This is a genomic window from Pelagerythrobacter rhizovicinus, from assembly GCF_004135625.1.
Classification (GTDB): Bacteria; Pseudomonadota; Alphaproteobacteria; order Sphingomonadales; family Sphingomonadaceae; genus Pelagerythrobacter; species Pelagerythrobacter rhizovicinus.
The window spans coordinates 166,291-190,936 of the sequence record NZ_SDPV01000002.1 but is presented as its reverse complement, the minus strand read 5'-3'; the positions used below and the strand labels follow the sequence as shown (position 1 = coordinate 190,936).

Annotated in this window: 26 protein-coding genes; 17 read left to right on the top strand and 9 right to left on the bottom strand. The window is 67.9% G+C overall.

The window, feature by feature from the left end:
- Positions 1 to 23: 23 nt before the first annotated feature.
- The 5 genes from glnA to ETX26_RS08955 all read right to left on the bottom strand — a co-directional run bounded on the left by glnA (position 24) and on the right by ETX26_RS08955 (position 4,964).
- Complete coding sequence (glnA, locus tag ETX26_RS08975) at positions 24 to 1,433, bottom strand: type I glutamate--ammonia ligase (RefSeq protein ID WP_129524373.1); 1,410 nt, start codon at positions 1,431 to 1,433, stop codon at positions 24 to 26.
- 48 nt (positions 1,434 to 1,481) lie between these two features.
- Entirely contained in the window at positions 1,482 to 1,820 is a 339-nt protein-coding gene (locus tag ETX26_RS08970) for a P-II family nitrogen regulator (protein WP_129524372.1), read from the bottom strand.
- A gap of 397 nt (positions 1,821 to 2,217) precedes the next feature.
- Positions 2,218 to 3,153, bottom strand: a complete 936-nt coding sequence (gene argC / locus ETX26_RS08965; RefSeq protein ID WP_129524371.1) for an N-acetyl-gamma-glutamyl-phosphate reductase — start codon at positions 3,151 to 3,153, stop codon at positions 2,218 to 2,220.
- Positions 3,150 to 3,491: a hypothetical protein gene (locus ETX26_RS08960; RefSeq protein ID WP_129524370.1), complete on the bottom strand. Its 342-nt coding sequence runs from the start codon at positions 3,489 to 3,491 to the stop codon at positions 3,150 to 3,152. The genes argC and ETX26_RS08960 overlap by 4 nt, the downstream gene beginning before the upstream one ends.
- A gap of 84 nt (positions 3,492 to 3,575) precedes the next feature.
- Entirely contained in the window at positions 3,576 to 4,964 is a 1,389-nt protein-coding gene (locus ETX26_RS08955; RefSeq protein WP_129524369.1) for a leucyl aminopeptidase family protein, read from the bottom strand.
- A 37-nt stretch (positions 4,965 to 5,001) separates the two neighbouring features.
- Between ETX26_RS08955 and ETX26_RS08950 the strand changes: the two genes are divergently transcribed.
- Complete coding sequence (locus ETX26_RS08950; protein ID WP_129524368.1) at positions 5,002 to 5,820, top strand: DUF4163 domain-containing protein; 819 nt, start codon at positions 5,002 to 5,004, stop codon at positions 5,818 to 5,820.
- A 127-nt stretch (positions 5,821 to 5,947) separates the two neighbouring features.
- Positions 5,948 to 6,775 carry a type I methionyl aminopeptidase gene (gene map, locus ETX26_RS08945; protein ID WP_129524367.1) on the top strand — a complete coding sequence of 276 codons (828 nt, stop codon included), beginning with the start codon at positions 5,948 to 5,950 and terminating at the stop codon, positions 6,773 to 6,775.
- A 126-nt stretch (positions 6,776 to 6,901) separates the two neighbouring features.
- On the opposite strand, the gene ETX26_RS08940 is transcribed toward map, so the two are convergent.
- Positions 6,902 to 7,555, bottom strand: a complete 654-nt coding sequence (locus tag ETX26_RS08940; protein WP_129524366.1) for a heme exporter protein CcmB — start codon at positions 7,553 to 7,555, stop codon at positions 6,902 to 6,904.
- Complete coding sequence (ccmA, locus tag ETX26_RS08935) at positions 7,552 to 8,139, bottom strand: heme ABC exporter ATP-binding protein CcmA (protein ID WP_129524365.1); 588 nt, start codon at positions 8,137 to 8,139, stop codon at positions 7,552 to 7,554. Before ccmA ends, ETX26_RS08940 begins: the two co-directional genes overlap by 4 nt.
- Before the next feature lie 23 nt (positions 8,140 to 8,162).
- On the opposite strand from ccmA, the gene ETX26_RS08930 reads away from it, so the two are divergent.
- On the top strand, positions 8,163 to 8,492 hold the full coding sequence (locus ETX26_RS08930) for a 4a-hydroxytetrahydrobiopterin dehydratase (protein WP_263853398.1): 330 nt from the start codon (positions 8,163 to 8,165) through the stop codon (positions 8,490 to 8,492).
- Positions 8,493 to 8,624: 132 nt separating this feature from the next.
- Here the strand turns inward: ETX26_RS08930 and ETX26_RS08925 are convergent, their stop codons facing one another.
- Positions 8,625 to 9,431: an SDR family oxidoreductase gene (locus ETX26_RS08925; RefSeq protein ID WP_129524363.1), complete on the bottom strand. Its 807-nt coding sequence runs from the start codon at positions 9,429 to 9,431 to the stop codon at positions 8,625 to 8,627.
- A 71-nt stretch (positions 9,432 to 9,502) separates the two neighbouring features.
- Positions 9,503 to 10,120, bottom strand: a complete 618-nt coding sequence (locus tag ETX26_RS08920) for a DNA-3-methyladenine glycosylase family protein (protein ID WP_129524362.1) — start codon at positions 10,118 to 10,120, stop codon at positions 9,503 to 9,505.
- An 88-nt stretch (positions 10,121 to 10,208) separates the two neighbouring features.
- On the opposite strand from ETX26_RS08920, the gene ETX26_RS08915 reads away from it, so the two are divergent.
- The 14 genes from ETX26_RS08915 (at position 10,209) to murG (ending at position 24,558) form a co-directional block, all read left to right on the top strand.
- Positions 10,209 to 10,526 (top strand): 2Fe-2S iron-sulfur cluster-binding protein, encoded by a 318-nt coding sequence (locus ETX26_RS08915; RefSeq protein WP_129524361.1) that lies wholly within the window; start codon positions 10,209 to 10,211, stop codon positions 10,524 to 10,526.
- A 128-nt stretch (positions 10,527 to 10,654) separates the two neighbouring features.
- Entirely contained in the window at positions 10,655 to 11,656 is a 1,002-nt protein-coding gene (locus ETX26_RS08910) for a cysteine synthase A (protein WP_129524360.1), read from the top strand.
- 30 nt (positions 11,657 to 11,686) lie between these two features.
- Positions 11,687 to 12,055, top strand: a complete 369-nt coding sequence (locus ETX26_RS08905; RefSeq protein ID WP_129524359.1) for a hypothetical protein — start codon at positions 11,687 to 11,689, stop codon at positions 12,053 to 12,055.
- 133 nt (positions 12,056 to 12,188) lie between these two features.
- The gene (locus ETX26_RS08900; RefSeq protein WP_165271741.1) at positions 12,189 to 12,818 is read left to right on the top strand and encodes a DUF4350 domain-containing protein; all 630 of its coding nucleotides are present in this window, start codon (positions 12,189 to 12,191) and stop codon (positions 12,816 to 12,818) included.
- Between the two features lie 315 nt (positions 12,819 to 13,133).
- Positions 13,134 to 13,652 carry a division/cell wall cluster transcriptional repressor MraZ gene (locus tag ETX26_RS08895; RefSeq protein ID WP_129525309.1) on the top strand — a complete coding sequence of 173 codons (519 nt, stop codon included), beginning with the start codon at positions 13,134 to 13,136 and terminating at the stop codon, positions 13,650 to 13,652.
- Complete coding sequence (rsmH, locus tag ETX26_RS08890) at positions 13,649 to 14,593, top strand: 16S rRNA (cytosine(1402)-N(4))-methyltransferase RsmH (protein WP_129524357.1); 945 nt, start codon at positions 13,649 to 13,651, stop codon at positions 14,591 to 14,593. Before ETX26_RS08895 ends, rsmH begins: the two co-directional genes overlap by 4 nt.
- A complete protein-coding gene (locus tag ETX26_RS08885) occupies positions 14,590 to 15,102 on the top strand; it encodes a hypothetical protein (protein WP_129524356.1) in 513 nt (170 codons plus the stop codon). The genes rsmH and ETX26_RS08885 overlap by 4 nt, the downstream gene beginning before the upstream one ends.
- Positions 15,099 to 16,820, top strand: coding sequence for a peptidoglycan D,D-transpeptidase FtsI family protein (locus tag ETX26_RS08880; protein ID WP_129524355.1), 1,722 nt, complete (start codon positions 15,099 to 15,101; stop codon positions 16,818 to 16,820). The genes ETX26_RS08885 and ETX26_RS08880 overlap by 4 nt, the downstream gene beginning before the upstream one ends.
- Complete coding sequence (locus tag ETX26_RS08875) at positions 16,817 to 18,286, top strand: UDP-N-acetylmuramoyl-L-alanyl-D-glutamate--2,6-diaminopimelate ligase (protein WP_129524354.1); 1,470 nt, start codon at positions 16,817 to 16,819, stop codon at positions 18,284 to 18,286. Before ETX26_RS08880 ends, ETX26_RS08875 begins: the two co-directional genes overlap by 4 nt.
- Complete coding sequence (locus tag ETX26_RS08870) at positions 18,283 to 19,755, top strand: UDP-N-acetylmuramoyl-tripeptide--D-alanyl-D-alanine ligase (protein WP_129524353.1); 1,473 nt, start codon at positions 18,283 to 18,285, stop codon at positions 19,753 to 19,755. The genes ETX26_RS08875 and ETX26_RS08870 overlap by 4 nt, the downstream gene beginning before the upstream one ends.
- Complete coding sequence (gene mraY, locus ETX26_RS08865; protein ID WP_129524352.1) at positions 19,756 to 20,826, top strand: phospho-N-acetylmuramoyl-pentapeptide-transferase; 1,071 nt, start codon at positions 19,756 to 19,758, stop codon at positions 20,824 to 20,826.
- Positions 20,823 to 22,172, top strand: coding sequence for a UDP-N-acetylmuramoyl-L-alanine--D-glutamate ligase (gene murD, locus ETX26_RS08860; protein WP_129524351.1), 1,350 nt, complete (start codon positions 20,823 to 20,825; stop codon positions 22,170 to 22,172). Before mraY ends, murD begins: the two co-directional genes overlap by 4 nt.
- Positions 22,169 to 23,395, top strand: coding sequence for an FtsW/RodA/SpoVE family cell cycle protein (locus tag ETX26_RS08855; protein WP_129524350.1), 1,227 nt, complete (start codon positions 22,169 to 22,171; stop codon positions 23,393 to 23,395). Before murD ends, ETX26_RS08855 begins: the two co-directional genes overlap by 4 nt.
- The gene (gene murG, locus ETX26_RS08850; protein WP_129524349.1) at positions 23,392 to 24,558 is read left to right on the top strand and encodes an undecaprenyldiphospho-muramoylpentapeptide beta-N-acetylglucosaminyltransferase; all 1,167 of its coding nucleotides are present in this window, start codon (positions 23,392 to 23,394) and stop codon (positions 24,556 to 24,558) included. The genes ETX26_RS08855 and murG overlap by 4 nt, the downstream gene beginning before the upstream one ends.
- The last annotated feature ends 88 nt before the right edge of the window (positions 24,559 to 24,646 follow it).

Genomic DNA, 24,646 nt, shown 5'->3' with positions numbered 1-24,646 from the left:
TTTCCTGGTTCTCGACCGCCGGATCAGGCGCTGTAATACATGTCGAACTCGACCGGGCAGGGGGTGGTCTCCATGCGCAGGACCTCCTCCCACTTGAGTTCCACGTAGGCGTCGATCTGATCCTTGGTGAACACGTCGCCCTTGAGCAGGAAGTCGTGGTCGGCCTGGAGCGACTCGAGCGCCTCGCGCAAGCTGCCGCAGACGGTCGGCACGTCGGCCAGTTCGGCTGGCGGCAGGTCGTAGAGGTTCTTGTCCATCGCCTCGCCTGGATGGATCTTGTTCTGGATCCCGTCGAGGCCGGCCATCAGCAGCGCCGCGTAGGCGAGATAGGGGTTGGCCATCGGATCGGGGAAGCGGAACTCCACGCGCTTGGCCTTGTCGCCCGCGCCGTAGGGGATGCGGCAGCTCGCCGAGCGGTTGCGCGCGGAATAGGCGAGCAGAACCGGTGCCTCGAAGCCCGGCACCAGCCGCTTGTAGCTGTTGGTGGTCGGGTTGGTGAAGGCGTTCAGCGCCTTGGCGTGCTTGATGACCCCGCCGATGTAGTAGAGGCAGTTGTCCGACAGGCCGGCATAGCCGTTGCCGGCGAAGGTCGGCTTGCCGCCGTCCCAGATCGACATGTGCGTGTGCATGCCGCTGCCGTTGTCGTCCTTGATCGGCTTGGGCATGAAGGTCGCCGTCTTGCCGTAGGCATGCGCGACCTGGTGCACGACGTACTTGTAGATCTGCATGTTGTCGGCCGTCTCGACCAGGGTTGAGAACAGCAGGCCGAGTTCGTGCTGCGCGGCGGCGACCTCATGGTGGTGCTTGTCGCACTTGAGACCCATCTCGATCATGGTCGAGACCATCTCGCCGCGGATGTCGACGGCGCTGTCGACCGGGGCCACGGGGAAGTAACCACCCTTGGCGCGCGGACGGTGGGCGAGGTTGCCCGCCTCGTATTCCCGGCCGGTGTTGGTCGGCAGTTCGATGTCGTCGATCGCGTAGCCCGAGCCGGCATAGCCATCCTCGAAGCGCACGTCGTCGAACATGAAGAACTCGGCCTCGGGCCCGACATAGACGGTGTCGCCGATGCCGGTGGTCTTGAGATAGTTCTCCGCCCGCTTGGCGGTCGAGCGCGGATCGCGGCCATACCAGTCGCCGGTGGAGGGCTCGACGATGTCGCAGAACAGGATCAGCATCGGCGTCGCGCTGAACGGATCGATGTAGGTCCGCTCCAGATCCGGCTTGAGGATCATGTCGCTCTCGTTGATCACCTTCCACCCGGCGATCGAGGAGCCGTCGAACATCAGCCCGTCCTCGAGCTCGTCCTCGCCGAGCATCGCCGCTGTCATGGTCAGGTGCTGCCACTTGCCCTTGGGGTCGGTGAAGCGCAGGTCGACCCACTCGATCTCCTGCTCCTCGATCTGCTTGAGGACGTCTTTGGCCTTGGACATGTGGTTTCTTCCTTCATTTCTCCCCTCCCGCAAGCGGGAGGGGTAATTTCAGATCGCGTCCTCGTTCCGCTCGCCGGTGCGGATGCGGAGCGCCGATTCGATATTGGTGACGAAGATCTTGCCGTCGCCGATCCGGCCGGTCTGCGCGGCGGCGGCGATCGCCTCCACCACGCGCTCGGCGAGCTGGTCGCCGACGACGACTTCGAGCTTCACCTTCGGCAGGAAATCGACGACGTATTCGGCGCCGCGATAGAGCTCGGTATGCCCCTTCTGGCGGCCGAAACCCTTCGCCTCGGTCACGGTGATGCCCGACACGCCGATTTCGTGCAGCGCCTCCTTCACCTCGTCGAGCTTGAAGGGTTTGATGATCGCTTCGATCTTCTTCATTCCATCCGATCCCTGCGCAATGTGCCGACACGTGCGGCTCTTCGTCCGCCCGGCCGGCTCATCGCTTACCCCACGGGGCAAATCAAGAAGCGTGCCAACGCGCGCGCAGGCGGACGCGGAGCGCGGGGGCAGCAATCTCGCCGCCGAGTGCCTAATCGGAATCCAGTCAGTGCCTAAACTTTAGGCAGCTACGCCGTTGGTAAATGCATCCAGGTCGTGTGGAAGAAACCCGTCGCCCACCCTCGTCATCCTGAACTTGTTTCAGGATCCATCGTGCCACCAGCAAGGACAGCGCAGTTCGACGAATGGATGCTGAAACAAGTTCAGCATGACGGGGGAGGGAACCGCTTTCGAACTACGGCAAGTGCGTTTTGGCAAACGGCGTAATCGGCGAATCCTACGTCGGGAGCCGCAGTCCGGCGGTTTCGGCAAGGCCGCACATCAGGTTGAGCGACTGCACCGCCGCGCCGCTCGCGCCCTTGCCGAGATTGTCGAGGACGGCCGCAAGCCGGACGTGCGAGGGCTTGTCTCCGAACACGAACAGCTCCAGCCCGTCCCACGGCGCGGCGTCGCGCGACAGCAATATCTCGCTGCCTTCGAACGGATAGCCGGCCACGCGTACGATCGGCGATCCGGCATAGAACTCCGCCAGCGCCGTCTGCAGCGCCTGCGGCGAGGCACTGCGGCCCATCGCCGGCAGGTTGAGCGGCACTTCGACCAGCATCCCGCGGTAGGCAGGCACCACCGCAGGTGCGAAGACCGGAGCGTGCGCCAGCCCGGCGTGCCGTTGCATCTCGGGCAAGTGCTTGTGCCCGCCGGCGAGGCCATAGGCACGGAAGGCGATGTCGGCCTCGCGGGCGAAGCGGTCGATGAGCGCATTGCCGCCGCCCGAGACGCCGGAGATGGCGTTGACGGTGTAGGGCCAGTCGGTAGCGATCAGCCCGGCGCGCACGAGCGGGGCGACGAGGGCGAGGAAGCCGGTCGGATAGCAGCCGGGATTGCTGACTCGCTCGGCCCCTGCGACCGCCTTGCGGCCGACCAGTTCGGGAAAGCCGTATGTCCAGCCCCCGGCCGTCCGATGGGCGCTGGAGGCATCGATCACCCGCGTGCCGGAGGCCGGATCGATCATCGCAACAGCTTCGCGCGCCGCATCGTCGGGCAGGCAGAGGATCGCCACGTCGCATTCGTTCAGCGCCTCGCGCCGCGCGGCCGAATCCTTGCGCCGCGCATCGTCGAGCCTGAGCAGCGCGAACTCCGGGCGGTCCTGCAGGCGGCCGACGATCTCGAGCCCGGTCGTGCCGGCGGCGCCGTCGATGAAGACGGTCGTGGTCATGGCGCGAGCAAGGCGGTGCGCAAGTAGCCGCTCGGTCCCTCGGGGCCGCAGGTGGCCCAGCACCAGTCGCCGGCATAGTCGAGCGCCTCGATCGCTGTGCCCGCATCGAGCTGGACGACGACGTCCGAATCGTCGCGCGGGATCAAGTGCAGCGCAGCACCCTCCGGCCCGATCGCGCGCGGCTGGGGCACGACGTAATGCGCGGCCAGATAGCGCCCGGCGAGTGCGATATGGGCCAGGTCGCCGCGCAATGGCAGCGTGCCGGGCGCCGGGCGCACGACGGGCCCTTCCAGGCCGATCGGCCCGTCAGGCAGATGGTATTCGGTCGCCGCGCTCACGTGTTGTCTTCTTGGCCCTCGGAAGTTGGCAGGCCGCGCGCTTAAACGCTGCCGCCGCCCCGGGCAAGCGCCCCGCGCCGCTCGTCAACGGTTGCCGTAGCGCTGGCGCAACATATGGAAGGCCGCGCGCAGGCCGTAGGCCTCGCCGCCCTTGGGCCGCCCCGGCTTCGCCGCGGGCCGCCAGGCGAACGTGTCGAAGTGGGCCCAGTCGATGCCTTCGCCGACGAACTTGTCGAGGAACAGCCCGGCCACGCTCGCACCGGCAAAGGCGTTGGCGTGGGCGTTGTTGGTGTCGGCAACCTCCGACTTGAGCCATTCGACGTAAGCTTCGGGCAGCGGGAGGCGCCAGGGCTCGTCGTCGTGCGCCTTGCCGGCCGCGATCAGGGCGGCGGCGGTTTCGTCGCGGCGGGTCATCAGCGCGGGGTAGTCGGGCCCGAGCGCCACGCGCGCCGCGCCGGTGAGCGTGGCGAAGTCGATCACCAGGTCCGGCCCGTGCTCGCTCGCCAGTGCCAGCGCATCGCCCAGGATCAGCCGCCCTTCGGCGTCGGTGTTGCCGATTTCCACCGTCAGTCCCTTGCGGCTGCGGAGCACGTCGCCCGGGCGGAAGGAGTTGGCCGAAATCGCATTCTCCACCGCCGGCACGATCAGGTGCAGCCGCACCGGCAGGCTCGCGCCCATGACGAGGCCCGCGAGCGCGATCGCATGCGCGGCGCCGCCCATGTCCTTCTTCATCAGCAGCATGCCGGCGGCGTTCTTCACGTCGAGCCCGCCCGAGTCGAAGCACACCCCCTTGCCGACGAGCGCGAGCACCGGGTCGCCTTCCTTGCCCCAGGTGAGATGCATCAGGCGCGGCGCGTGATGCCGCGCGGCGGCGCGGCCGACGGCGTGGACCATCGGGAAACCCTGCTCCAGCGCGTCGCCCTTGGTGACCGAGAGCTTTGCGCCATGGGTCTTGGCGAGCGCTTCGCATTCCGCCTCGAGCGCGGCGGGCCCCATGTCCTCGGCCGGAGTGTTGACGAGGTCGCGCACCAGACACACCGCGCGCGCTTCGGCGAGGGCAGGCTCGATCGCCCTGGCCTCGCCGGTCAGCAGCACGCGCGGGCCGGTCGCTTCGTCATCCTTGCGGTAGCGGTCGAAACGGTACTGTGCGAGCTGCCAGCCGTGGAGCGCGGGGCCGGGTTCTCCACCCGCGAGCCGGTAGGTTCCGGCGGGCAGCGACTCCGCCAGTTTCGCCATGCACCAGCTCGACAGCTTGGCCGGATCGGCCACGCCGCCGACCGCGAACCAGGCGTCGCCGTCGGGCACGATGCCGACCTCGTATCCGCCGCCGGTGAACTTCTGCGCCGCGAGGGCCGCGCGCTGCCCGGCCGAGAATTTCTTCACCCAATTCTCGAAGCCGTCGCGGGCAACGAGATGGATGGAAATCGCGTCCTGCCCGCGATCGGCTTGAACAAGGTCGGTGTCATGGCTCATAACCGTTCCCCTAGCGCCATTTCCGGGAGAAAATCCAATGTCGTTTCGCACCCTCGCCGCCGCTGCTCCGCTCGCCCTCGTGCTCGCGGCGTGCTCTCCCTCCGCAGAGGGGAGCGACGGGCAGGACGCTGCCTCGGCCGACGGCGCCACTGCATCCGCGACGGCCGAAGCCGCGGGCGCGGCCAAATCGGTGAAGGAGGAGAACGACCTCTACAGCTTCTCCTACGCCTACCCGGCGCAGGTCGGCGGGGTTCCTGAACTGGCCGCCCACCTAGACGCGGATGCCGAGAAGGCGAAGGCGGCCCTGATCTCGGAATCGGAAGACGACCGGACGCAGGCGGAAGCGAACGACTATCCCTACCGCGCGCACAGCTTCTCCAAGGAGTGGAAGGTCGTCGCCGATCTGCCGCGCTACCTCAGCCTCTCAGGCGAGTTCGCGACTTATTCGGGCGGAGCGCACGGGATGTACGGCCTCGAGTCGCTGGTGTGGGACAAGCAGGCGAACGCCGGCATGGACGGCGTGGCGCTGTTCCAGTCGGCCGAGGCGCTCGACGAGGCGCTGGGGCAGAAGCTGTGCGACGCGCTCGATGCGGAGCGCGCGAAGCGCCGCGGCGAGGCGGTTCCGACTGATGCGGGGGACGACGGCACCGGCTTCAACTCGTGCCAGCACGTGAAGGATGCGACCGTGCTCGTCGGCTCCTCCGGCGGCGGCAAGTTCGACCGGATCGGCATCTGGTTCGGCCCTTATGTCGCCGGGCCCTATGCCGAGGGGAGCTACGAGCTCAACTTCCCGGTTGATGCCGCGGTGATCGAAGCGGTGAAGCCGGAATATCGCGAGGCGTTCAGCGCGCGCTGATCCCAAAGCCTGATCCCCTGCGAAGGCAGGGGTCTCGGGCCGCCTCGTCGTCCGGTGCGGCCTGAGGTCCCCGCCTTCGCGGGGACTCGTGCTGGTATTCGCGCCATAGGACGCCTACATCCCCACCATGACCGAATACCAGGTGATCGACAGCCGTGAGACCGTCATCCGCGACGGCACCATCAAGCTCCACGGGCCGGAAGGGTTCGAGGGGATGCGCCGCGCGGGGCAGCTCGCCGCAAGCATTCTCGACGCGATCGTGCCGCTGATGCAGCCGGGCGTGACGACGGCCGAGATCGACGACAAGGTCCGCGAGCTGACGCTGGCGGGCGGGGCGGTACCGGCGACGCTCGGCTACCGCGGCTACACGCATTCGTGCTGCATCTCGATCAACCACGTCGTCTGCCACGGCATCCCGGGCGACAAGGCGCTGAAGGACGGCGACATCGTCAACGTCGACGTCACCCCGCTGCTCGACGGTTGGCACGGCGACACCAGCCGCATGTACCTGATCGGCGACGTCCCGCTGAAGGCGCGCCGGCTGGTCGATGTGACCTACGAATGCCTGATGATCGGCATCGAGAAGGCGCAGCCCGGCGCCCGGCTGGGCGATATCGGCGCTGCGATCGAGGAACACGCGCGGCAGTTCCGCTACGGCGTCGTGCGCGAATTCTGCGGTCACGGCGTCGGCCGCCTGTTCCACGATGCGCCCGAGGTGGTCCATGCGGCGAAGGCCGGCACCGGCCCCGAGCTGCGCCCGGGCATGTTCTTCACCATCGAGCCGATGATCAACCTCGGCCGCCCGTGGGTGAAGCTGCTCAAGGACGGCTGGACGGCCGTGACCCGCGACAAGAGCCTCTCGGCCCAGTTCGAGCACTCGATCGGCATCACAGAGGACGGGAACGAGATTTTCACGCTGAGCCAGAAAGGCCTGCACAAGCCGCCGTACGAGTAGCGGCACGAGAGCCCCTGCGAAGGCAGGGGCCTCTGGCCACTGGCGCTCTGCCCGATTGCGCAGTCGCAGGCGAAGCGCCCGCGGCCTGAGGTCCCAAGCCTCCGCTGGGACCCGGAGAAAGGGAGGTCAGCTCTCCCGAGCGGCTCGTATCGCTGCGCCGGCAGCAAACGGCGTCACTGCGACAAGTAGCAGGCTGATCGCCGCCGCAAAGGCGAGACCGCCGCCGTCGGGTCGGGCGAGGGCGCCCGCACCGAAGATCAGGATCGGCACGCTCAGTGGAATCAGCAGCAGACCGGCGAGCGCCGCGCCGCCGCGCAGGCTTGCGGTCAGCGCGGCGATCAGCACGCCGATCGCGGCGAGGCCCGGCGTGCCCGCAAGCAAGCCGAGGAGCACCGTGCGCAAGGTCTCCTGCCCCAGCCCGAGCAGCGCCGCGGCTGCAAACGTGGCGAGCAGGAGCAGCGGGGCGAAGCTGAGCCAGTGCGCCAGCATCCGCACCGCGATCGCCAGCTCCTCCGCCACCCCCCGCACCGCGAGCTGATCGAACACGCCTTCCGCCAGGTCGGGTGCGACGAGCCGGTCGAGCGGAAGGATCGCCGCCAGCAGCGCCGCGACCCAGATCACTCCGCCGCCGGTTCGCGCCAGCAGCGGTGCATCGGGGCCGACCGCGAACGGGTAGAGCATCGCCACCGCAAGGAAGAACAGTAGCGGCAGCAGCGCTCCGCCGCGCCGTCCCCCCGGCATCAGCAGCGCGAGGTCGCGCAGGAGCAGCCGGCCGATCATGCGGCGAAATCCGTGATCTCGAGACGCGTGCCCTCAGTGAGCCGGATCGGCTGGTGCGAGGCGACGACGCAGGCGCCGCCCGCAGCGCGGTGCTCCGCGATCAGTGTCTCGACCAGTTCGGTTCCGGCCGTGTCCAGACCGTTGAGCGGCTCGTCGAGCAGCCAGACCGGCGCACGCTGGCCGAGCAGGCGGGCGAGCGCGGCGCGCTTGCGCTGGCCGGTCGAGAGATAGCGCACCGGCACGTCGGCCAGATCGGCAAGGCCGAGCCGCTCGCGGTGCGCCGCCATCAGCGAGGCGCCGCTGCCGTCGAGCTCGCTCCAGAAGGCGAGCGCGCGGTCGAGCGGGACCTGCGGGTCGAGCGCGTGGCGTTCGTCGAGCAGGCCGATCGAGGCGCGGCACTCGACTGATCCGTGGAACGGCCGCAGCAGGCCGGCGAGAATGCGGATCAGGCTTGTCTTGCCGATCCCGTTCGGCCCGGCGACATGGCACGCCTCCCCCCGCGACAACGCGAGCGACAGACCGCGGAACAGCAGTCGCTCGCCGCGGCGGCAGGCCAGGTCCCGGGCGGCGAGCATCGCTTGCATGACCGCGCCCGATAGGCGAAAGGCTGTCTGCTCACAAGCCGACCGCAAGCGGAGAAGATCGGATGGCCATCGCCAAACTCACCGAGGAAGAACGCACGATCGCCCTCGGCGATCTGCAAGGCTGGTCGCTCGCAAGCGACCGCGACGCGATCGAGCGGACGTTCACCTTCGCGGATTTCGTCGAGGCCTTCGGCTTCATGACCCGGGTGGCGCTGCTGGCCGAGAAGGCGGATCACCATCCCGAGTGGTCGAACGTCTATAACCGGGTTGAAATCGCGCTGACCACCCACGACGCGGACGGCCTGTCGCAGCGCGACATCGACATGGCCAAGGCGATCGACGCGCTGCAATGAAGCGTCACCCTGAACTTGTTTCAGGGCCCATTTCTCCCCTCGTGGCTCCGCTCCTGAGACGCAATGGATGCTGAAACAAGTTCAGCATGACGGGGGAATGATGCGCAGAATCCGAACGTCGTGTCGTTACCCCTACCGCCCCAGCGGCCGCGCCTGCCTGCGCGCCATCTTGCGCACGCGGCCGGGCATCCAGCGCGAGGCGAAGGCCATGCGGCGCGCCGTCTGCCCCACCAGCATGTGCAGTTTCTCCCCGTGCACCGCGTCCCATGCCGCTCGCGCGACGTCGCCGACCGGCGTGATCTCCAAGCCCGCCGCCTTCACGCGGTCGCGGATCGCCTCGTTGCTGGCGGCGTTCGGCGTGTGCTCGAGCAGCGGCGTGTCGATGAAGCCCGGGCAGAGCGAGCGCACCCGGATCCCGAATTCGGCCCACTCGGCGTCGAGCGCTTCGGTCACTCCGCGCACGCCGAACTTGGTCGCCGAATAGACCGACGCCCCGCTGGTCCCGTAGATGCCTGCGGCGCTCGCGGTGTTGAGCAGGCAGCTTCCCGGCGCCGTCTTCTGCAGATGCGGCAGCGCAGCCTGCGCGCCGTAGAGCACGCCCTTGAGATTGATGTCGATGCAGCGGTCGATCTCCTCGACCGTGTTCTCGCTGAGCGAGCCGCCGAGCGGAATGCCGGCGTTATTGGCCACCACGTCGATCCGTCCGCCGGCCGCCTTGGAAAACGCCTCCAGCGCGGTGTCCCACGCCGCCCGGTCGCGCACGTCGAACTTGTGCGCGTAAGTGAAGCCGTCGCCGATCTCCGCCAGCGTCTCCCGCATGCCGGCGTTGTCGATGTCGCCCACGCCCACGAACCAGCCGCGCTGGCCGAAGAGCTGCGCGATCGCGCGGCCAATGCCGGAGCCGCCGCCGGTTATGAAGATCGCCTTCCGCTCGCTCATTTCTTTACTCTCCCTCCCATCTCCGGCGCGGAGGGATAGACGCGGCGGACAGGCTTGTCAGCCGCGTTTCGTCAGAGCGCAGGGTTGTTGTAGCTGTGCCAAGTCAGGAGCGACACCGCACCGCGATGGGGCCGCCAGGCGTCGGCGAGGGCGCGGGTTTCCTTCTCGGACGGGCGCGTCTCGAGGCCGAGGATCTTGCCGATCCCCACCTGCACCGCGAGATCGCCCGCCGGCCAGATGTCGGGCCGTCCCTCGGCGAAGAGCAGGTAGATCTCGGCCGACCAGCGCCCGATACCCTTGATCCGCGTGAGCTCGGCGATCGCTTCCTCGTCGTCGGCGGGCAGGGCATCGAAGTCGAGCTCCCCGCTCACCACGAGTTCGCACAGCGAGCGGGCGTAGCCCTGCTTCTGGCGCGAGAGGCCGCAGGCGCGCAGCGTGTCGAAGTCGCGCGCGAGCAGCTCCGTCGGCGCGACCTCCTCGCCCAGTTCCGCCTCCAGCTTGCGCCAGACCGAGGCGGCGGCGGCGACGCTGACCTGCTGGCCGACGATCGTGCGCAGCAGCGTGAGGTATCCGGTCGGGCGGATGCGCGGCTCGGGGTAGCCGACGCGCGACAGCGCCTCGGCCAGCTTCGGTTCGCGCGCGGCCACTTCGTCCAGCCCCTCGCGCAACTGCTCGCTCGTCAATCCCATCGCCCGCCGCTTGCCTTCATCCGTTCGATTGCCTAGCAGCCCGCGCAAAGCGGCCTGTACTGGCCGGGCCATAGGGGAAGAGCACGCAATGCCCAAGCTGATCGTCGTCAATCGCGCCGGCGAGGAATCCGCCATCGACGTGGCCGACGGCCTGACGGTGATGGAAGCCATCCGCGACAACGGCTTCGACGAGCTGCTCGCGCTGTGCGGGGGCTGCTGCTCCTGTGCGACCTGCCACGTGCATGTCGACCCGGCGTTCAAGGAGGCCCTGCCCGCGATCAGCGAGGACGAGGACGACCTGCTCGAAAGCAGCGACCATCGGAACGAGAACTCGCGCCTCGGTTGCCAGATTCCCTTCACCGCCGATCTTGACGGTCTGAAGGTGACGATCGCCGAGGAAGACTGACGAACCGATCCTCCCCATTTTTGCGTCAGCACAAGGGGAGGATCGGAGATCAAGATCATAGGACTCATATCCGCACGCAAACCGCAATTGCATTGCGCGTGCGCGCCGGGAAACCTAGCTCTACACCGATGACCGCACCTGCGCCCACTCCCGATACCCTCGACCTCATCGGCAACACGCCGCTCGTCCTGCTCAAGGGGCCGAGCGAGGCGGCCGATTGCGAGATCTGGGGCAAATGCGAATTCGCCAACCCCGGCGCCAGCGTGAAGGATCGCGCGGCGCTGGGCATCATCCGCGACGCGGAGGCGCGCGGGGAGCTGAAGCCCGGCGGCTGCGTGGTCGAGGGAACGGCGGGCAACACCGGCATCGGCATCGCGCTCGTCGCCAACGCGCTCGGCTACCGGACGATTATCGTCATGCCGGACAACCAGAGCCGCGAGAAGATGGCGACGCTGCGCGCGCTCGGGGCCGAGCTCGTGCTGGTGCCGCCGACCAAGTATTCGGACTGCAATCACTTCGTGCACACCAGCCGCCGTCTGGCGGAGGAGACCGAAGGCGCCGTCTGGGCCAACCAGTTCGACAACGTCGCCAACCGCAAGGTGCATATCGAAGGCACGGCGGCCGAGCTGTGGCAACAGCTCGACGGCCGGATCGACGGTTTCACCTGCGCCGCCGGCACCGGCGGGACCATCGCGGGCGTCGGCATGGGCCTCAAGGAGCGCGACGAGAAGGTGACCATTGCGCTCACCGACCCGCATGGCGCGGCCCTGTTCAACTTCTACGCGCATGGCGAGTTGAAGGCCGAAGGCAGCTCGGTCGCCGAGGGGATCGGGCAGGGGCGGATCACCGCCAACCTCGAAGGCGCGCCGATCGATACCCAGTTCCGCGTTTCCGACGAAGAAGGGCTCGAATGGGTTGGGCGGCTCCTGCGCGACGAAGGGCTGTGCCTCGGTCTGTCCTCGGGCATCAACGTCGCGGGCGCGGTCGCGCTGGGCAAGCAGCTCGGCAAGGGATCGCGCGTGGCGACGGTGCTGTGCGACACGGGCTTCCGTTATCTTTCCACGCTCTACAACCGCGAATGGCTCGAAGCGAAGGGCCTGCCGGTGTTCGACTGGCTCGAACGCGATTGACTGGCCTGCGCGAAGGCGTAGCCTGACCATATGCGCAGGATCAGCGACATTCTCGGCGCGAGGCGTGAGCGCGGGCCCGACGAGACCGCGGTGGGTATCGCCGGCACGCGTTCGGAAGCGCTGCACCGGCTGCAGATCGGCCTCTCGGGCCTCGCGGCGATCGTGCTGATGCTGGCTCTGGCCAGCGTCATCATGGATCGCGCCAACCGTACGGAAGCGGCCAGCGTGCCCGACGCGGCAGCGACTGTCCTGCCCCCGCCGGTGCATAGCCAGCAGAACGATCCGCTGGCCGATGCCGGTGTCGTTCCCGAGGTCAAGGACAGCCCCACGCCGACGCCCACCGCCATAGAGGTGCCGACGATAGCGCTCGATCCCGACGATGCGCCTGATCCGGAGTAGGCTGGCGATCCTCATCGCTGCAGGGGTGATCGCGATCGCCCTTCTGGGGTGGGCACTGGCTGGTGCGGGAAGACCGAAGCCGGTGCTCGGGCTCTTTACGACGCTCCCGATTTATTGGGCGGAAGCGGCAGACATGTCCGAGATGATCAGCGGGGGCGGCCATCCAGGGTGGGTGCGGGGTGCGCTGGAGAAGCGGTTCGAGCTTCTTCCGCTCGACACGCTCGCACCGCCCGAGCGCGGGGCGGCGCGCGACCTCGGTGACATCGATATCCTGCTTCTGGCGCAGCCGCGCGCGCTTTCGCCGCAGGAAAACGTCGCGCTCGACGAGTGGGTTCGCGCTGGCGGACACGTGCTGGTTTTCGCCGATCCGATGCTGACGGCACATTCGCGTTTCGCAATCGGGGACCGGCGCCGGCCGCAGGACGTTGCGCTGCTTTCGCCGATTCTCGCCCGCTGGGGCCTCGAGATGCGTTTCGATCCCGAGCAGGAAGGCGGCGAGCGCCTCATCACGACCGACCTCGCGCCGCTTCCGGTTCATCTCGCCGGAACGCTGCATCCGATCGACGGCTATCCGACCCGCACGGAGAACTGCTGGATCGCCTACGACCGGCTGTTTGCGCAGTGCGCCATCGGCGATGGAGAGGCCACGATAGTCGCCGATGCGGCGGTGTTCGAGGAGGCAGAAGGCGAACGGCGAAAGATGAGGGCCGATGCGCTCGAATGGCTTACCGCCAGTGCCTTTGGCGACGGGACTCGGCGCTAGCGGCGCTCTCGGGGATTTTACGGGACAGGTCGGGATTCCGCTATCCAGCGCCTGGATTCGCGGGGATTTTTCGCGCGCGCCGGGCGGACTCCATCGTTAGGGCCTGGACATTTTATACTTTGTATTCAGATATTTGATGGCTCATCCCCGATAATCCCCTAATTTTCCCTTTCTTCCCGCACTTTGCCGGTTTAGAAACGGCTTCCATCGGACAGGTCGTCTCGTGCTGCACCCCGATTCGCGGGGTGAGTCGCCAGCGTTTGCGCGCTGGCGGAGGCGGGGAAGGCATGTCCGGAGGAGCAAACCCTTTGGGTGATGGGGGCGGACCCGGTGCCGGAGGCGCAGAAGTTCACAGGATTTAGCGGTCAGGCCTTGTCGCTGGCAGGCGACAAGGGCCGCTATGTCCTGCCGTCCGCCTTCCGCAACCTCGTCAAGGAATCGAGCGACGGCCGCATCCTCTGCATCGACAAGCATCCGAAGCTCGATTGCCTGGTCGGCTTCGGCCTCTCGCGCCACGACGAGCTCGAGGCGCAGCTCGACCGGGAAGAGGACATGGCCTGGAAGCGCGGGCTCGACTTTGACCGCGATACGCGCGCCGCGCAGCTCTTCGGCTACATGCGCGTTCCGTTCGACGACAGCGGGCGCTTCATCATGCCCTCGCACCTCGTGCGCCTGGGCAAGATCGAGGACCAGCTCTACTTCCACGGGCTCGGCCGCTTCTTCACCATCTGGAGCCCGGCCGAACTGGCGCGGATGAACGACGACTGGGCAAGCGCCAAGGGCGCCTGCGCGGACCTCGTGGCCGAGCACGAAGCCAAGGCGGCGCGCAAATGAGCGGCCCCGCGACCCCGCATGTCCCGGTGCTTCTCGACGAAGTGCTCGCCGCGCTCGCACCGCGTCCGGGCGACGTCGTCGTCGACGCCACGTTCGGCGCGGGCGGCTACACGCGCGCCCTGCTCGACGCGGGTGCGACCGTCCACGCCTTCGACCGCGACCCCGATGCGATCGCCGCCGGCCGCACCTGGCCGGAAATGTCCGAGCAGCCTCCGCGCCTCGTCCTTCACCCGCGGCGCTTCTCCGAAATGGTCGAGGCGCTGGGCAAAGCCGGCGTGGCGCAAGTCGACGGCGTGGCGATGGATATCGGCGTGTCGTCGATGCAGCTCGACCAGGCGGAGCGCGGCTTCGCCTTCTCCGCCGACGGGCCGCTCGACATGACGATGAGCCGGTCGGGCCCCAACGCTGCCGATTTCGTCAACAACGCCGACGAGGCCGAGATTGCCGACGTGCTCTACCGTTACGGTGAGGAACGCCAGTCGCGCCGCGTCGCACGCGCCATCGTCGCTGCGCGGCCGCTCGCGACGACGGGTGACCTCGCGCGCGCGGTGCGCAAGGCGCTCGGTTACCGCGCGGGCGCGCCGAAGGACCCGGCGACGCGCAGCTTTCAGGCGATCCGCATTCACGTCAACGCGGAGCTCGACGAGCTCATGACGGGCCTTGCCGCGGCGGAAAGACTGCTGCGAGAGGGCGGTCGGCTGGCGGTCGTCAGCTTCCACAGCCTGGAAGACCGGATCGTGAAGCGCTTCCTGCGCGAGGCTTCGGCCGTGACCGCCGGCTCGCGCCATCTGCCGCAGGTTCAGGCCGCTCCGGCAGTCTTCGCCAAGGTATCGCGGGCGGTCCGCCCGGGCGAGGCCGAGGTCGCGCGCAACCCGCGCGCACGCTCCGCCGTATTGCGCCATGCGGTCCGCACGGCCGCGCCGGCGCGGGAGGCCGCATGATGACCGTCGGCAGCCGCATGCGTCAGATCGGCTGGGCCGTCGTGCTCAGCATATGCCTCGCCGGCTTCGTGGTGCTGACCTTCCGCGTCAACGCGGTGAAGAGCCAGGTGCGCCTGGCCGAACGCCAGATCATCGCGCTCGAGCGCGAGAACCTGCTGCTCGAAACCGAGTTCGAAACGCGCGCCAACCAGCAACAGCTCGCGAACTGGAACCGGGTCGAATTCGGCTATCAGGCGCCGCGGGCCGACCAGTTCCTGGACAACGAGCGCGAGCTCGCCGCGCTTGGCCTGCCGCGCGCGATTGGCGGGCCCGAGCCGATCCGCGTCGCCCGCGCGCCCGCTGCCGAGACGGCGAGCTTCCCCAGGATGGTCTCCCCCGTCGCCGGTCATTCGGCCCCCGCGGAGGACGATCACCCCGAAGGCGAGGCGGTCGTCAGCACGCGCTCGCTGGCCGATCGGTTGTCGGGCACGGTGGCGTTCGAGACGGCGTTCGCTGAGTTCTCCGAATGAACGCGCTCAGCGTCAGCACGGCGATCTCGGTCGGCCGGGTTCATCTCATCACCAACCGCCAGCGCTCGCTCACCGTCGCGCGCTGGCGGGCACTGTGGCTGGCGATGGCGTTCGTCGCGATCGGCGTGGTCGCGCTGATCCGGATCGCCTTTCTCGGTCTCAGCGATCGCCCGACCAGCTCTGCCTCGCTCGAGGACGCGTTGCTCCCGCCGCGCGGCGAGATTACCGACCGCAACGGCGTGCCGCTCGCCCGAGCCTTTCCGGCCTACGCGCTCTGGTACAACCCCGATGCCCTGGGCGAGGATGGAACGCCGCTGGTCAAGGGTCCGGAGAAGGTCGCGGCGGAACTGGCGGCGATCTTCCCCGATCTCGACGTGGAGGAAGTCGCCGAGCAGCTCGCGTCGGGCAAGCCCGGCTATATCCGTCGCCGCGTCCTGCCCGAAGATGCGAACCGGGTGCAGGCGATCGGCGAGCTCGCGCTCGAGATGCCGCAGGAGACCGACCGCTACTACCCGCAGGGACACATGGCCGCGCACGTGCTGGGTTATGTCGATGCCATGGGCAATGGTCAGGTCGGGATGGAGCAGGTTCTCGACGAGCGCCTGACCGATCCCGCACGCCGCGGCGAGCCGGCCGCGCTGTCGATCGACGTGCGGGTTCAGGGTGCGCTGGAAGACGAGCTGCGTCGCGGCATGCTCGCGGTCAACGCGCTCGGCGCCGCCGGCATCGTGCTCGACGTCGACACCGGGGAAGTCCTCGCGCTCGCATCGCTGCCCGAGTTCAACCCGAACAAGATCGACGCCCGGGGCGAATCCCACATGTTCAACCGGGTTACGAACCAGGTTTACGAGCTGGGGTCGACCTTCAAGCCGATCACCATCGCGTCGGCCATCGACGCCGGGGTGGTGCGCGATTTCGGCCGGCGGTACAACGCGGAGCCGGTGCCGATCGCCGGCTTCACGATCAAGGACAGCCATCCGCTCGGCGCGACGCTCAACGTGCCCGAGGCGCTGATCCACTCTTCGAACACGGTGACGGCGCGGATCGCCGACGAGCTCGGTGCCGAGCGGTTGCGCCGGACCATGGCGGATCTGGGCATGAACCAGAGACCCTATATCGAGCTGCCGGCACGCGGCATGCCCTTGTGGCCGGGCGAGGACTGGTCGCGCCTGCGTACGATGACGATCAGCTACGGCCATGGCATTGCCGTCACCCCGCTGCATCTCGCGAGCGCCTATGCCGCGATGGTCAACGGCGGGATCTGGCGCCCGGCGACGATGCACCGGCTTGAATCGAGTGAAGCACCCAAAGGCCGCCGCGTGTTCAAGGCGTCGACCAGTGCGCGCATGCGTCAGCTCCTGCGGATGATCGCCGCCTACGGCACGGGCCGCAACGCCGACGCGGCCGGCTATCGCGTCGGCGGCAAGACCGGATCGGCCGAGAAGCCGGGGGCGGGCGGCTACCAGCGCAGCACGCTGGTCTCCACTTTCGCCGCGGCGTTCCCGATGGATCGCCCGCGCTACGTGGTCGTGGCCATGCTCGACGAGCCCAAAGGCACCACGGCCAGCTCCTTCCAGCGGACTGCCGCCTGGAATGCGGCGCCGATCGTCGGCAATCTCGTCCCGCGGATTGGCCCCCTCCTCGGCGTGAGGCCCAACGAAGCGCGCGATGTCGACATCAGCGACTTGCGGCCGCTGATCGGTGGGGTGGACGAGTGAGGCTCGCAAGGCTCGTCAGCGCAGCGGGGATCGCGCCCGGAGGCGATGCCGACCTCCAGGTCACCGGTTTTGCGATCGACCATCGCAAGGTCGCTCCAGGCACCATCTTCGGTGCGTTCCGCGGAAGTGCATTCAACGGCGAGGACTTCATTCCGGCCGCAGTCGCGGCAGGTGCGGTGGCGATCGTTGCCCGGCCGGAGGTGAAGGTCGAGGGCGCGATCCACATCGCCGATGCCGAACCGCGTCGCGCCTTCGCGCGCCTGGCGGCGAAGTTCTTCGCGCCGGTGCCGCAGACGATCGTCGCGGTGACGGGCACCAACGGCAAGACCTCGACCGTCGAGATGACCCGGCAGCTCTGGCGCATGGCGGGCGAACGCGCCGCTTCGATCGGCACGCTTGGCGTCACCACCTCGGACGAGAGCGTTTCGACCGGTCTCACCACGCCGGACATCGTCACCTTCCTCTCGAACATGAGCGGCCTGGCGCGCGAAGGGGTGACGCACGTCGCCTACGAGGCCTCGAGCCATGGGCTGTCGCAATTCCGCAATGAAGGGCTGCCGGTCTCCGCCGCCGCCTTCACCAACTTCAGCCGCGACCACCTCGACTACCATGCGAGCATGGAGGATTACTTCGCGGCCAAGATGCGTCTGATCGACGAAGTGGTGTCCGACGATGCGACGGTGGTCGTGTGGACGGGCAAGGGCGAATGGGCCGATCGCGCGATCGAACACGCGCGCCAGCGCTCGCTGCGAGTACTCACGGTAGGAGAGCGGGGCGAGGATATCCGCCTGATCGCCCACACGCCTACCCAGCTCGGGCAGGAACTGACGGTCGAGCACGCCGGCGAGCGGCGCACGATCCGCCTGCCGCTGATTGGCGCCTACCAGGTCGCCAACGCGCTCGTCGCGGCGGGGCTGGTGATCGCAACCGGCGGCCGCCCCACCGCCACGCTCGACGGCGTATCGCGGCTGCAGCCGGTGCGCGGACGGCTGGAACGCGCGGTGATCGCGCAGTCGGGCGCGCCGGTCTATGTCGATTACGCGCACACCGCAGACGCGCTGGAGGCGGCAATCGCTGCGCTCCGCCCCCACGTCGCGGGCCGGCTGATCACCGTCTTCGGCGCCGGGGGTGACCGCGACGAGGGCAAGCGCGCCGAGATGGGCCGCGTTGCCAGCGAGCATTCGGACGTCGTGATCGTGACCGACGACAATCCGCGCAGCGAGGATCCGGCGGCGATCCGTAGCGCGATCATGTCCGGCGCGCGCGGCGCGACCGAGATCGGCGACCGGCGCGAGGCGATCTGCGCTGCCATCGAAATGACCGACGCGGATGATATCGTGCTGATCGCCGGCAAGGGTCACGAGCAGGGCCAGATAGTAGGTTCGGGGGAGACCATGCGCGTATTGCCGTTCGACGACGTGGCGGTTGCGCGCGAATGCGCGGCGGCGCAGGGGGGCGACGTATGAATGCACACCGTGCCTTGCGAGCGTGGCCGATCCGTCCCCGCGACAGCGCCGGTCTCGCCCTGTGGGACTCCGCGGCGCTGGCGGAAGCAATGGGAGGTATGGCGAGCGGCGCATTCCAGGTCTCCGGCGTCGAGATCGACTCGCGCGACGTGCGTCCGGGCGACCTGTTCTTCGCCCTGAAAGGGGAAACGACCGACGGGCACCGGTTCCTCGACAAGGCCTTTGCGAACGGCGCCGCCGCTGCGGTCGTCGACCGGTCGATCGACTGGCCGCACATCCTCGTTCCCGAAACCGGTGCGGCGTTGATGGCGCTTGCCGCCAGATCGCGTTCCCGGGCGGCCGCGGTGCGCATCGGCGTCACCGGTTCGGTCGGCAAGACCGGTGTGAAGGAAGCGATCTTCGCCGCGCTCGACCGCGCGAGCCGGGGGCAGGCCCACCGCTCGGTGCGCAGCTACAACAACCATGTCGGCGTGCCGCTGAGTCTCGCGCGTATGCCGGCGCGCTGCCGCTACGGCGTGTTCGAGATGGGCATGAACCATGCGGGCGAGATTGCCGATCTCACCGCGACGGTCCGCCCGCACGTCGCGGTGATCACCACGATCGCTCCGGCGCACATCGAGAATCTTGGCAGCGAAGAGGCGATCGCCGATGCCAAGGGCGAGATCTTCGCCGGGCTCGAGCCCAGGGGCACGGCGGTGATCCCGGCTGACTCCCCCCATTTCGAGCGGCTGCGCGGGCACGCAGGTGCGGCAGGGGCGAAAATCATATCCTTTGGACGCGCTGCACATGCGGATCTGCGGCTGCTCGACGCGATCCCTTCTGCAAACGGCGGGGCGCTCGTCACAGCCGATTTCGGCGATACGCGGCTGTGCTATTCGGTCGCCGAGCCGGGCGAGCACTGGATCGCCAATTCGCTCGCCGTGATGGCCGCGGTGCGCGCGGCAGGCGGCGATCTCGGATCGGCCGGGCTTGCGCTGGCCGAGATGGGCGGGCTCAAGGGCCGCGGCGCACGCCATCGCATCGCCGCGATCGGCGGCCATGCACTGCTGATCGACGAAAGCTACAATGCCAATCCTGCGTCGATGCGGGCGACGCTGCACCAGCTCGGCCAGACTCCGGCATCACGCCGGATCGCCGTTCTCGGCAGCATGAAGGAACTCGGGGAATTCGCGCCGGCGTTCCATGCGCAGCTGGCAGAACCGCTCGCGGAAGCGAACGTGGACCACGCGGTGTTGGTGGGCGACGAAATGCGCGCTCTCGCACGGGACTTGGGGAAAGGCGCAGGCGGTGCGCTTGCAGGCGGGCTGACGTTCGCGCATTGCGATGGACCTGCCGAAGCGATCGCGGCGCTCGAGGAATTCGGCATCGCAGTCGGCGATGCGATCCTCGTCAAGGGCTCCAATTCGATCGGCCTCGGCAGGCTAGTGACTCATTTCGCCGCCAGGGATCACGGCGGCCGGGACGGCTGAATGCTATACCTCTTCGCCGAGTGGCTGGGTTTCGAAGGCGCCCTCAACCTCGTCCGCTATCAGACGTTCCGTGCCGGCGCGACACTGATGACGGCGCTGCTGATCGGCCTGCTCATCGGGCCGCGCTTCATCAACATGCTGCGCGTTCGCCAGGGCAAGGGTCAGCCGATCCGCGAGGACGGGCCGCAAACCCATCTCGCCAAGCGCGGCACGCCCACCATGGGCGGCCTGATGATCCTGGTCGCGGTCGTCATTTCGATGCTGCTGTGGATGGATCTCGAAAATCCGTTCGTTTGGGCCTGCCTCGCTGTGACGGTGGGCTTCGGCCTGATCGGCTTCCTCGACGATTACGACAAGATCTCCAAGTCGAGCCACCACGGCGTATCGGGCAAGGTCCGGCTGCTGCTCGAGTTCATTGTCGCCGGCGTGGCCTCGTGGATCGTGGTGAGCCAGATCAACACGTTTCTCTATGTGCCGTTCTTCAACGATCTCGGCCTCGAGCTCGGCTGGTTCTACTACATCTTCGCCGCTGTCGTGATCGTGGGGGCGGGCAATGCGGTGAACCTCACCGACGGGCTGGACGGCCTGGCGATCATGCCGGTGATCATCGCGGCGGGGACTTTCGCGCTCATCGTCTACCTCGTCGGTCGCGTCGACTACTCGCAATATCTCGGCATTCCGCACGTGGCGGGGGCGGGGGAACTCGCAGTCTTCTGTGCGGCGATCATGGGCGCGGGCCTCGCGTTCCTGTGGTTCAATGCGCCACCGGCAGCGGTGTTCATGGGCGACACGGGCAGCCTCGCGCTCGGCGGCGCGCTGGGCGCGATCGCCGTCGCCGCGCACCACGAGATCGTGCTCGCGATCGTCGGCGGCCTGTTCGTGGTCGAGGCGCTTTCGGTCATCATTCAGGTTTTCTGGTTCAAGCGCACGGGCAAACGGATTTTCCGCATGGCCCCGATTCACCACCATTTCGAACAGCTCGGCTGGAGCGAGAGCAAAGTCGTGATCCGCTTCTGGATCATCGCCATCGTGCTCGCGCTGATGGGGCTGGCGACGTTGAAGCTGCGATGATCGTCTCGCCCGTCTTTGCCGGCAAGCGTTACGCCGTCCTCGGCCTGGCCCGCTCGGGCCTTGCCGCGGTCGAGACGCTGCGCGCCAGCGGCGCGGAGGTCGTCGCGTGGGACCGGCAGGACGTCGCGCGGGACAAGGTCGGCGAGGGCATAACCCTGGCCGACCCGCTGGAGATCGATCTCACCGGCTTCGACGGGGTGGTCGTCTCACCCGGCGTCCCGCTCAACACGCATCCGATCGCAGAGCGGGCAGCGCGTTTCGGCGTGCCGGTGATCGGCGACATCGAGCTCTTCGCTCTCGCTCGCGGCTCGCTGCCCGAGCACAAGGTGGTGGGCATCACGGGCACCAACGGCAAGTCCACGACGACCGCGCTCGTCCACCACATCCTCGAAAGCGCCGGCGTGCCTGCGCGCATGGGCGGCAACATTGGCCTCCCGGTCCTGGCGCAGGAGCCGCTGCCCGAAGGCGGCGTCTACGTGCTGGAGCTGTCGAGCTATCAGATCGATCTCACCCGCTCGCTCGACTGCGACGTTGCCGTGTTGCTCAACGTGACGCCGGACCATCTCGACCGGTACGCGAATTTCGAAGCCTACGCCGCGTCAAAGGCACGCTTGTTCGCAATGCAATCGAGCGGACACCGTGCTGTGGTCGACTATGTTTCCGAGGCCGATCTCGACGTTCTCGGTGATGCGCCCGACGGCCTGAATGTCAGCTTCATTGATCGGGTGACGCTCCCGGCTGCACAAGCTGAATGGCCGGCGCTGCAGGGCCCCCACAATCTTCAGAATGCACAGGCCGCTGTTGCAGTCTGCCGCGCCTTCGGCCTTGCCGACGAAGCTATCGCGAACGGCTTGGCCGGTTATCGCGGGCTGCCGCACCGGATGGAGGTCGTCGCCGACCATCGCGGCGTGCTGTTCGTCAACGACAGCAAGGCGACCAATCCCGCCTCGGCCGCGCCCGCGCTTGCGGCCTATCCGCCCGACCCGCGCCCGCGCATCCACTGGATCGTCGGCGGCCTGCCCAAGGAGGATGGGCTCGGCGAGTGCGAGGCGTTCCTCGGCAACGTCGCCGCCGCCTACACCATCGGCGAGGCCGGCCCGCGCTTCGCGGATCTGCTGGAGGGCCGCGTGCGGGTGGAGAAGGCGGAACTGATGTGCCAGGCGCTGCGCCTCGCGATGTCTGCGGCGCAGCCGGGAGACGTCGTTCTTCTATCGCCCGCATGCGCGAGTTTCGACCAATTCCGCGACTACGAAAAACGCGGCGAATACTTCCGCGAACTCGTCGCCATGCTGATCGGTGAACCGAATTCACCGATCGACTGCTTCGTCGGGAGGTCGGCTGCATGAGCACGAGCGCGCCCTATATTCCCCGCGCCGGGGAGCGTGCCCCGCGGCCCGACCGTTATCGCAGCACGCGGCGCGCGGAGCTGAAAATCTGGTGGCGCGAAATCGACCGCGTGCTGCTGTTCCTCGTCATCGTGCTGATGGCGATCGGGACAGCTGCGGTTGCCGCTGCTTCTCCCGCAAGTGCGAACCGCCTCTCGACGGCCACGGAGACGCTGCCCGATCTCTATTTCTACTGGGCGCACCTGCGCTGGCAGATCGTCGGCCTGACGGTGATGTTCGGGGCGGCGATGCTCTCGCGCGAGAATGCACGGCGCGCCGGCATCATGTTGTTCGCGGCGATGTTCGTGCTGCTGATACTGGTGCCGATCATCGGCAACGAGGTGAACGGTGCCAGGCGCTGGATCAACCTCGGTTTCTCGTTCCAGCCGTCGGAATTTCTCAAACCCGCTTTCGCCATCGCGCTCGCGTGGACGATTTCCTGGCGCGCACGTGACCCGAATCTGCCCGTGATCGCGATTGCCACCGGTGCGATGGGCGCGGTCGGCATGCTGCTGATGTTGCAGCCCAATCTCGGCGACACGGTGCTCTTCGCCGGCGTATGGTTCGCGCTGGTGATCCTGTCGGGCGTGTCGACGCAGCGCCTCGGCCTGGTGCTCGGCGCCGGCGCGATCATTTCGTGCATGACCTACCTGTTCTACGAGAACGGCCGGAACCGCATCAACGACTTCTTTGCCGGCGGCACGGCCTACGACCAGGTCGACCTGGCCGAACGCACGCTGCTTGCGGGCGGATGGACAGGGAGCGGGCTATGGCTCGGGGTGCGCAAGATGAGCTTGCCCGAAGCCCACACGGACTACATCTTCTCGGTCATCGGCGAGGAATTCGGCCTGCTCGTCTGCGGACTGATCGTGCTGCTCTACCTCGCGATCATCGTGCGCGTGCTCGTGCGCCTGGTGGACGAGGAGGACCTGTTCACTCTGCTCGCGGGGGCGGGTCTCGCCGCGCTGATCGGGGGGCAGGCGTTCATCAATATCCTCGTGAATCTTCAGCTCGCGCCTTCCAAGGGGATGACGCTGCCGCTGGTGTCCTACGGCGGCTCCTCGACCATCGCAGTATGTCTCACGATCGGGCTGCTGCTGGCGATCACGCGGCGCAACCCGTTCCTCAGGCGCAACTCGCCGGGGCTCTGGCACCGGCTGTTCGGACAGGAGGCGCAGGCATGACCGGCGCGAACCGCCACTACGTCCTCGCCGCGGGCGGCACCGGCGGGCACCTGATTCCCGCCTTCGCGCTTGCGACCGAGCTCGAGCGGCGCGGGCACCACGTCGCGCTTGTCACGGACGAGCGGGGCGCCGCGATCCCGGGCAAGCCGTCGTTCCTGCCCGTGCATGTCCTGCCCGCCGGACGCTTCGGAAAGAACCCGCTCGCCTGGGTGAAGGGGGCCGGTGCCGTGCTGGAGGGGCGGAAGATGGCGCTCCGCCTGTTCGAAACGTTCGAGCCAAGCGCAGTGGTCGGGTTCGGCGGCTATCCTGCGTTGCCGGCACTGCTTGCCTCGACCTCTGCGGGCATACCGAGCCTGGTGCACGAGCAAAACGCCGTTCTGGGCCGGGTCAACCGCATGCTTGGCGGGCGCGTGCAGGCGATCGCGACCGCCTACCCGGACATCGCTCGGCTGAAGCCGAAGTACGCGGAGAAAGTCCACCTCGTCGGCAATCCGGTCCGCGCGGAGGTGCTGCAACTGCGGCAGGAACCCTTTCCGCCACTGAACGAAGAAGGGTTGCTGCGCGTACTGGTGACCGGCGGAAGCCAGGGCGCGCGCGTGCTTTCCGAGATCGTGCCCGACGGGCTCGCCATGCTGCCCCCGGCACTGCGCCAGCGGCTCCAGATCACCCAGCAGTGCCGCGCAGAGGACATCGACGCCGTACGTGAGCGCTACCGCAGCCACGACATTCCCGCCGAACTCGGCACATATTTCGAGGATATGGCTACGCGCCTCGCCGACGCGCACCTGTTCATCGGCCGCGCAGGAGCTTCGACCATCGCCGAGCTGACCGCCGTCGGCCGTCCGGCAATCCTGATCCCGCTGCCGATCGCGACCGACGACCACCAGGCCGCCAATACCCGCGAGCTGACCAGGGCGGGCGGTGCGCGGATGATCCGGCAGGAACGGTTCACGCCCAAGGAACTGGCCAAGCAGATCCAGGCTCTCGCCCAGCACCCGCAGGCGCTCGCCAATGCGGCACACGCGGCGTGGAACTGCGGCCGGCCCAATGCCGTGAAAGATCTCGCCGATCTCGTGGAGAGCTTCGGGGGAGCCGAAATGATGGACGTGATCCGCGTCGGGGGCGAAGCGGCCGAGACGAGCGGTCGGGGGGCGCTCGCATGAACCTCATTACGCATATCGATCCTCCCCATTTTCGCGCAGCGCAAATGGGGAGGTGGCAGACGCCCCGGGCGTCTGACGGAGGGGCGAA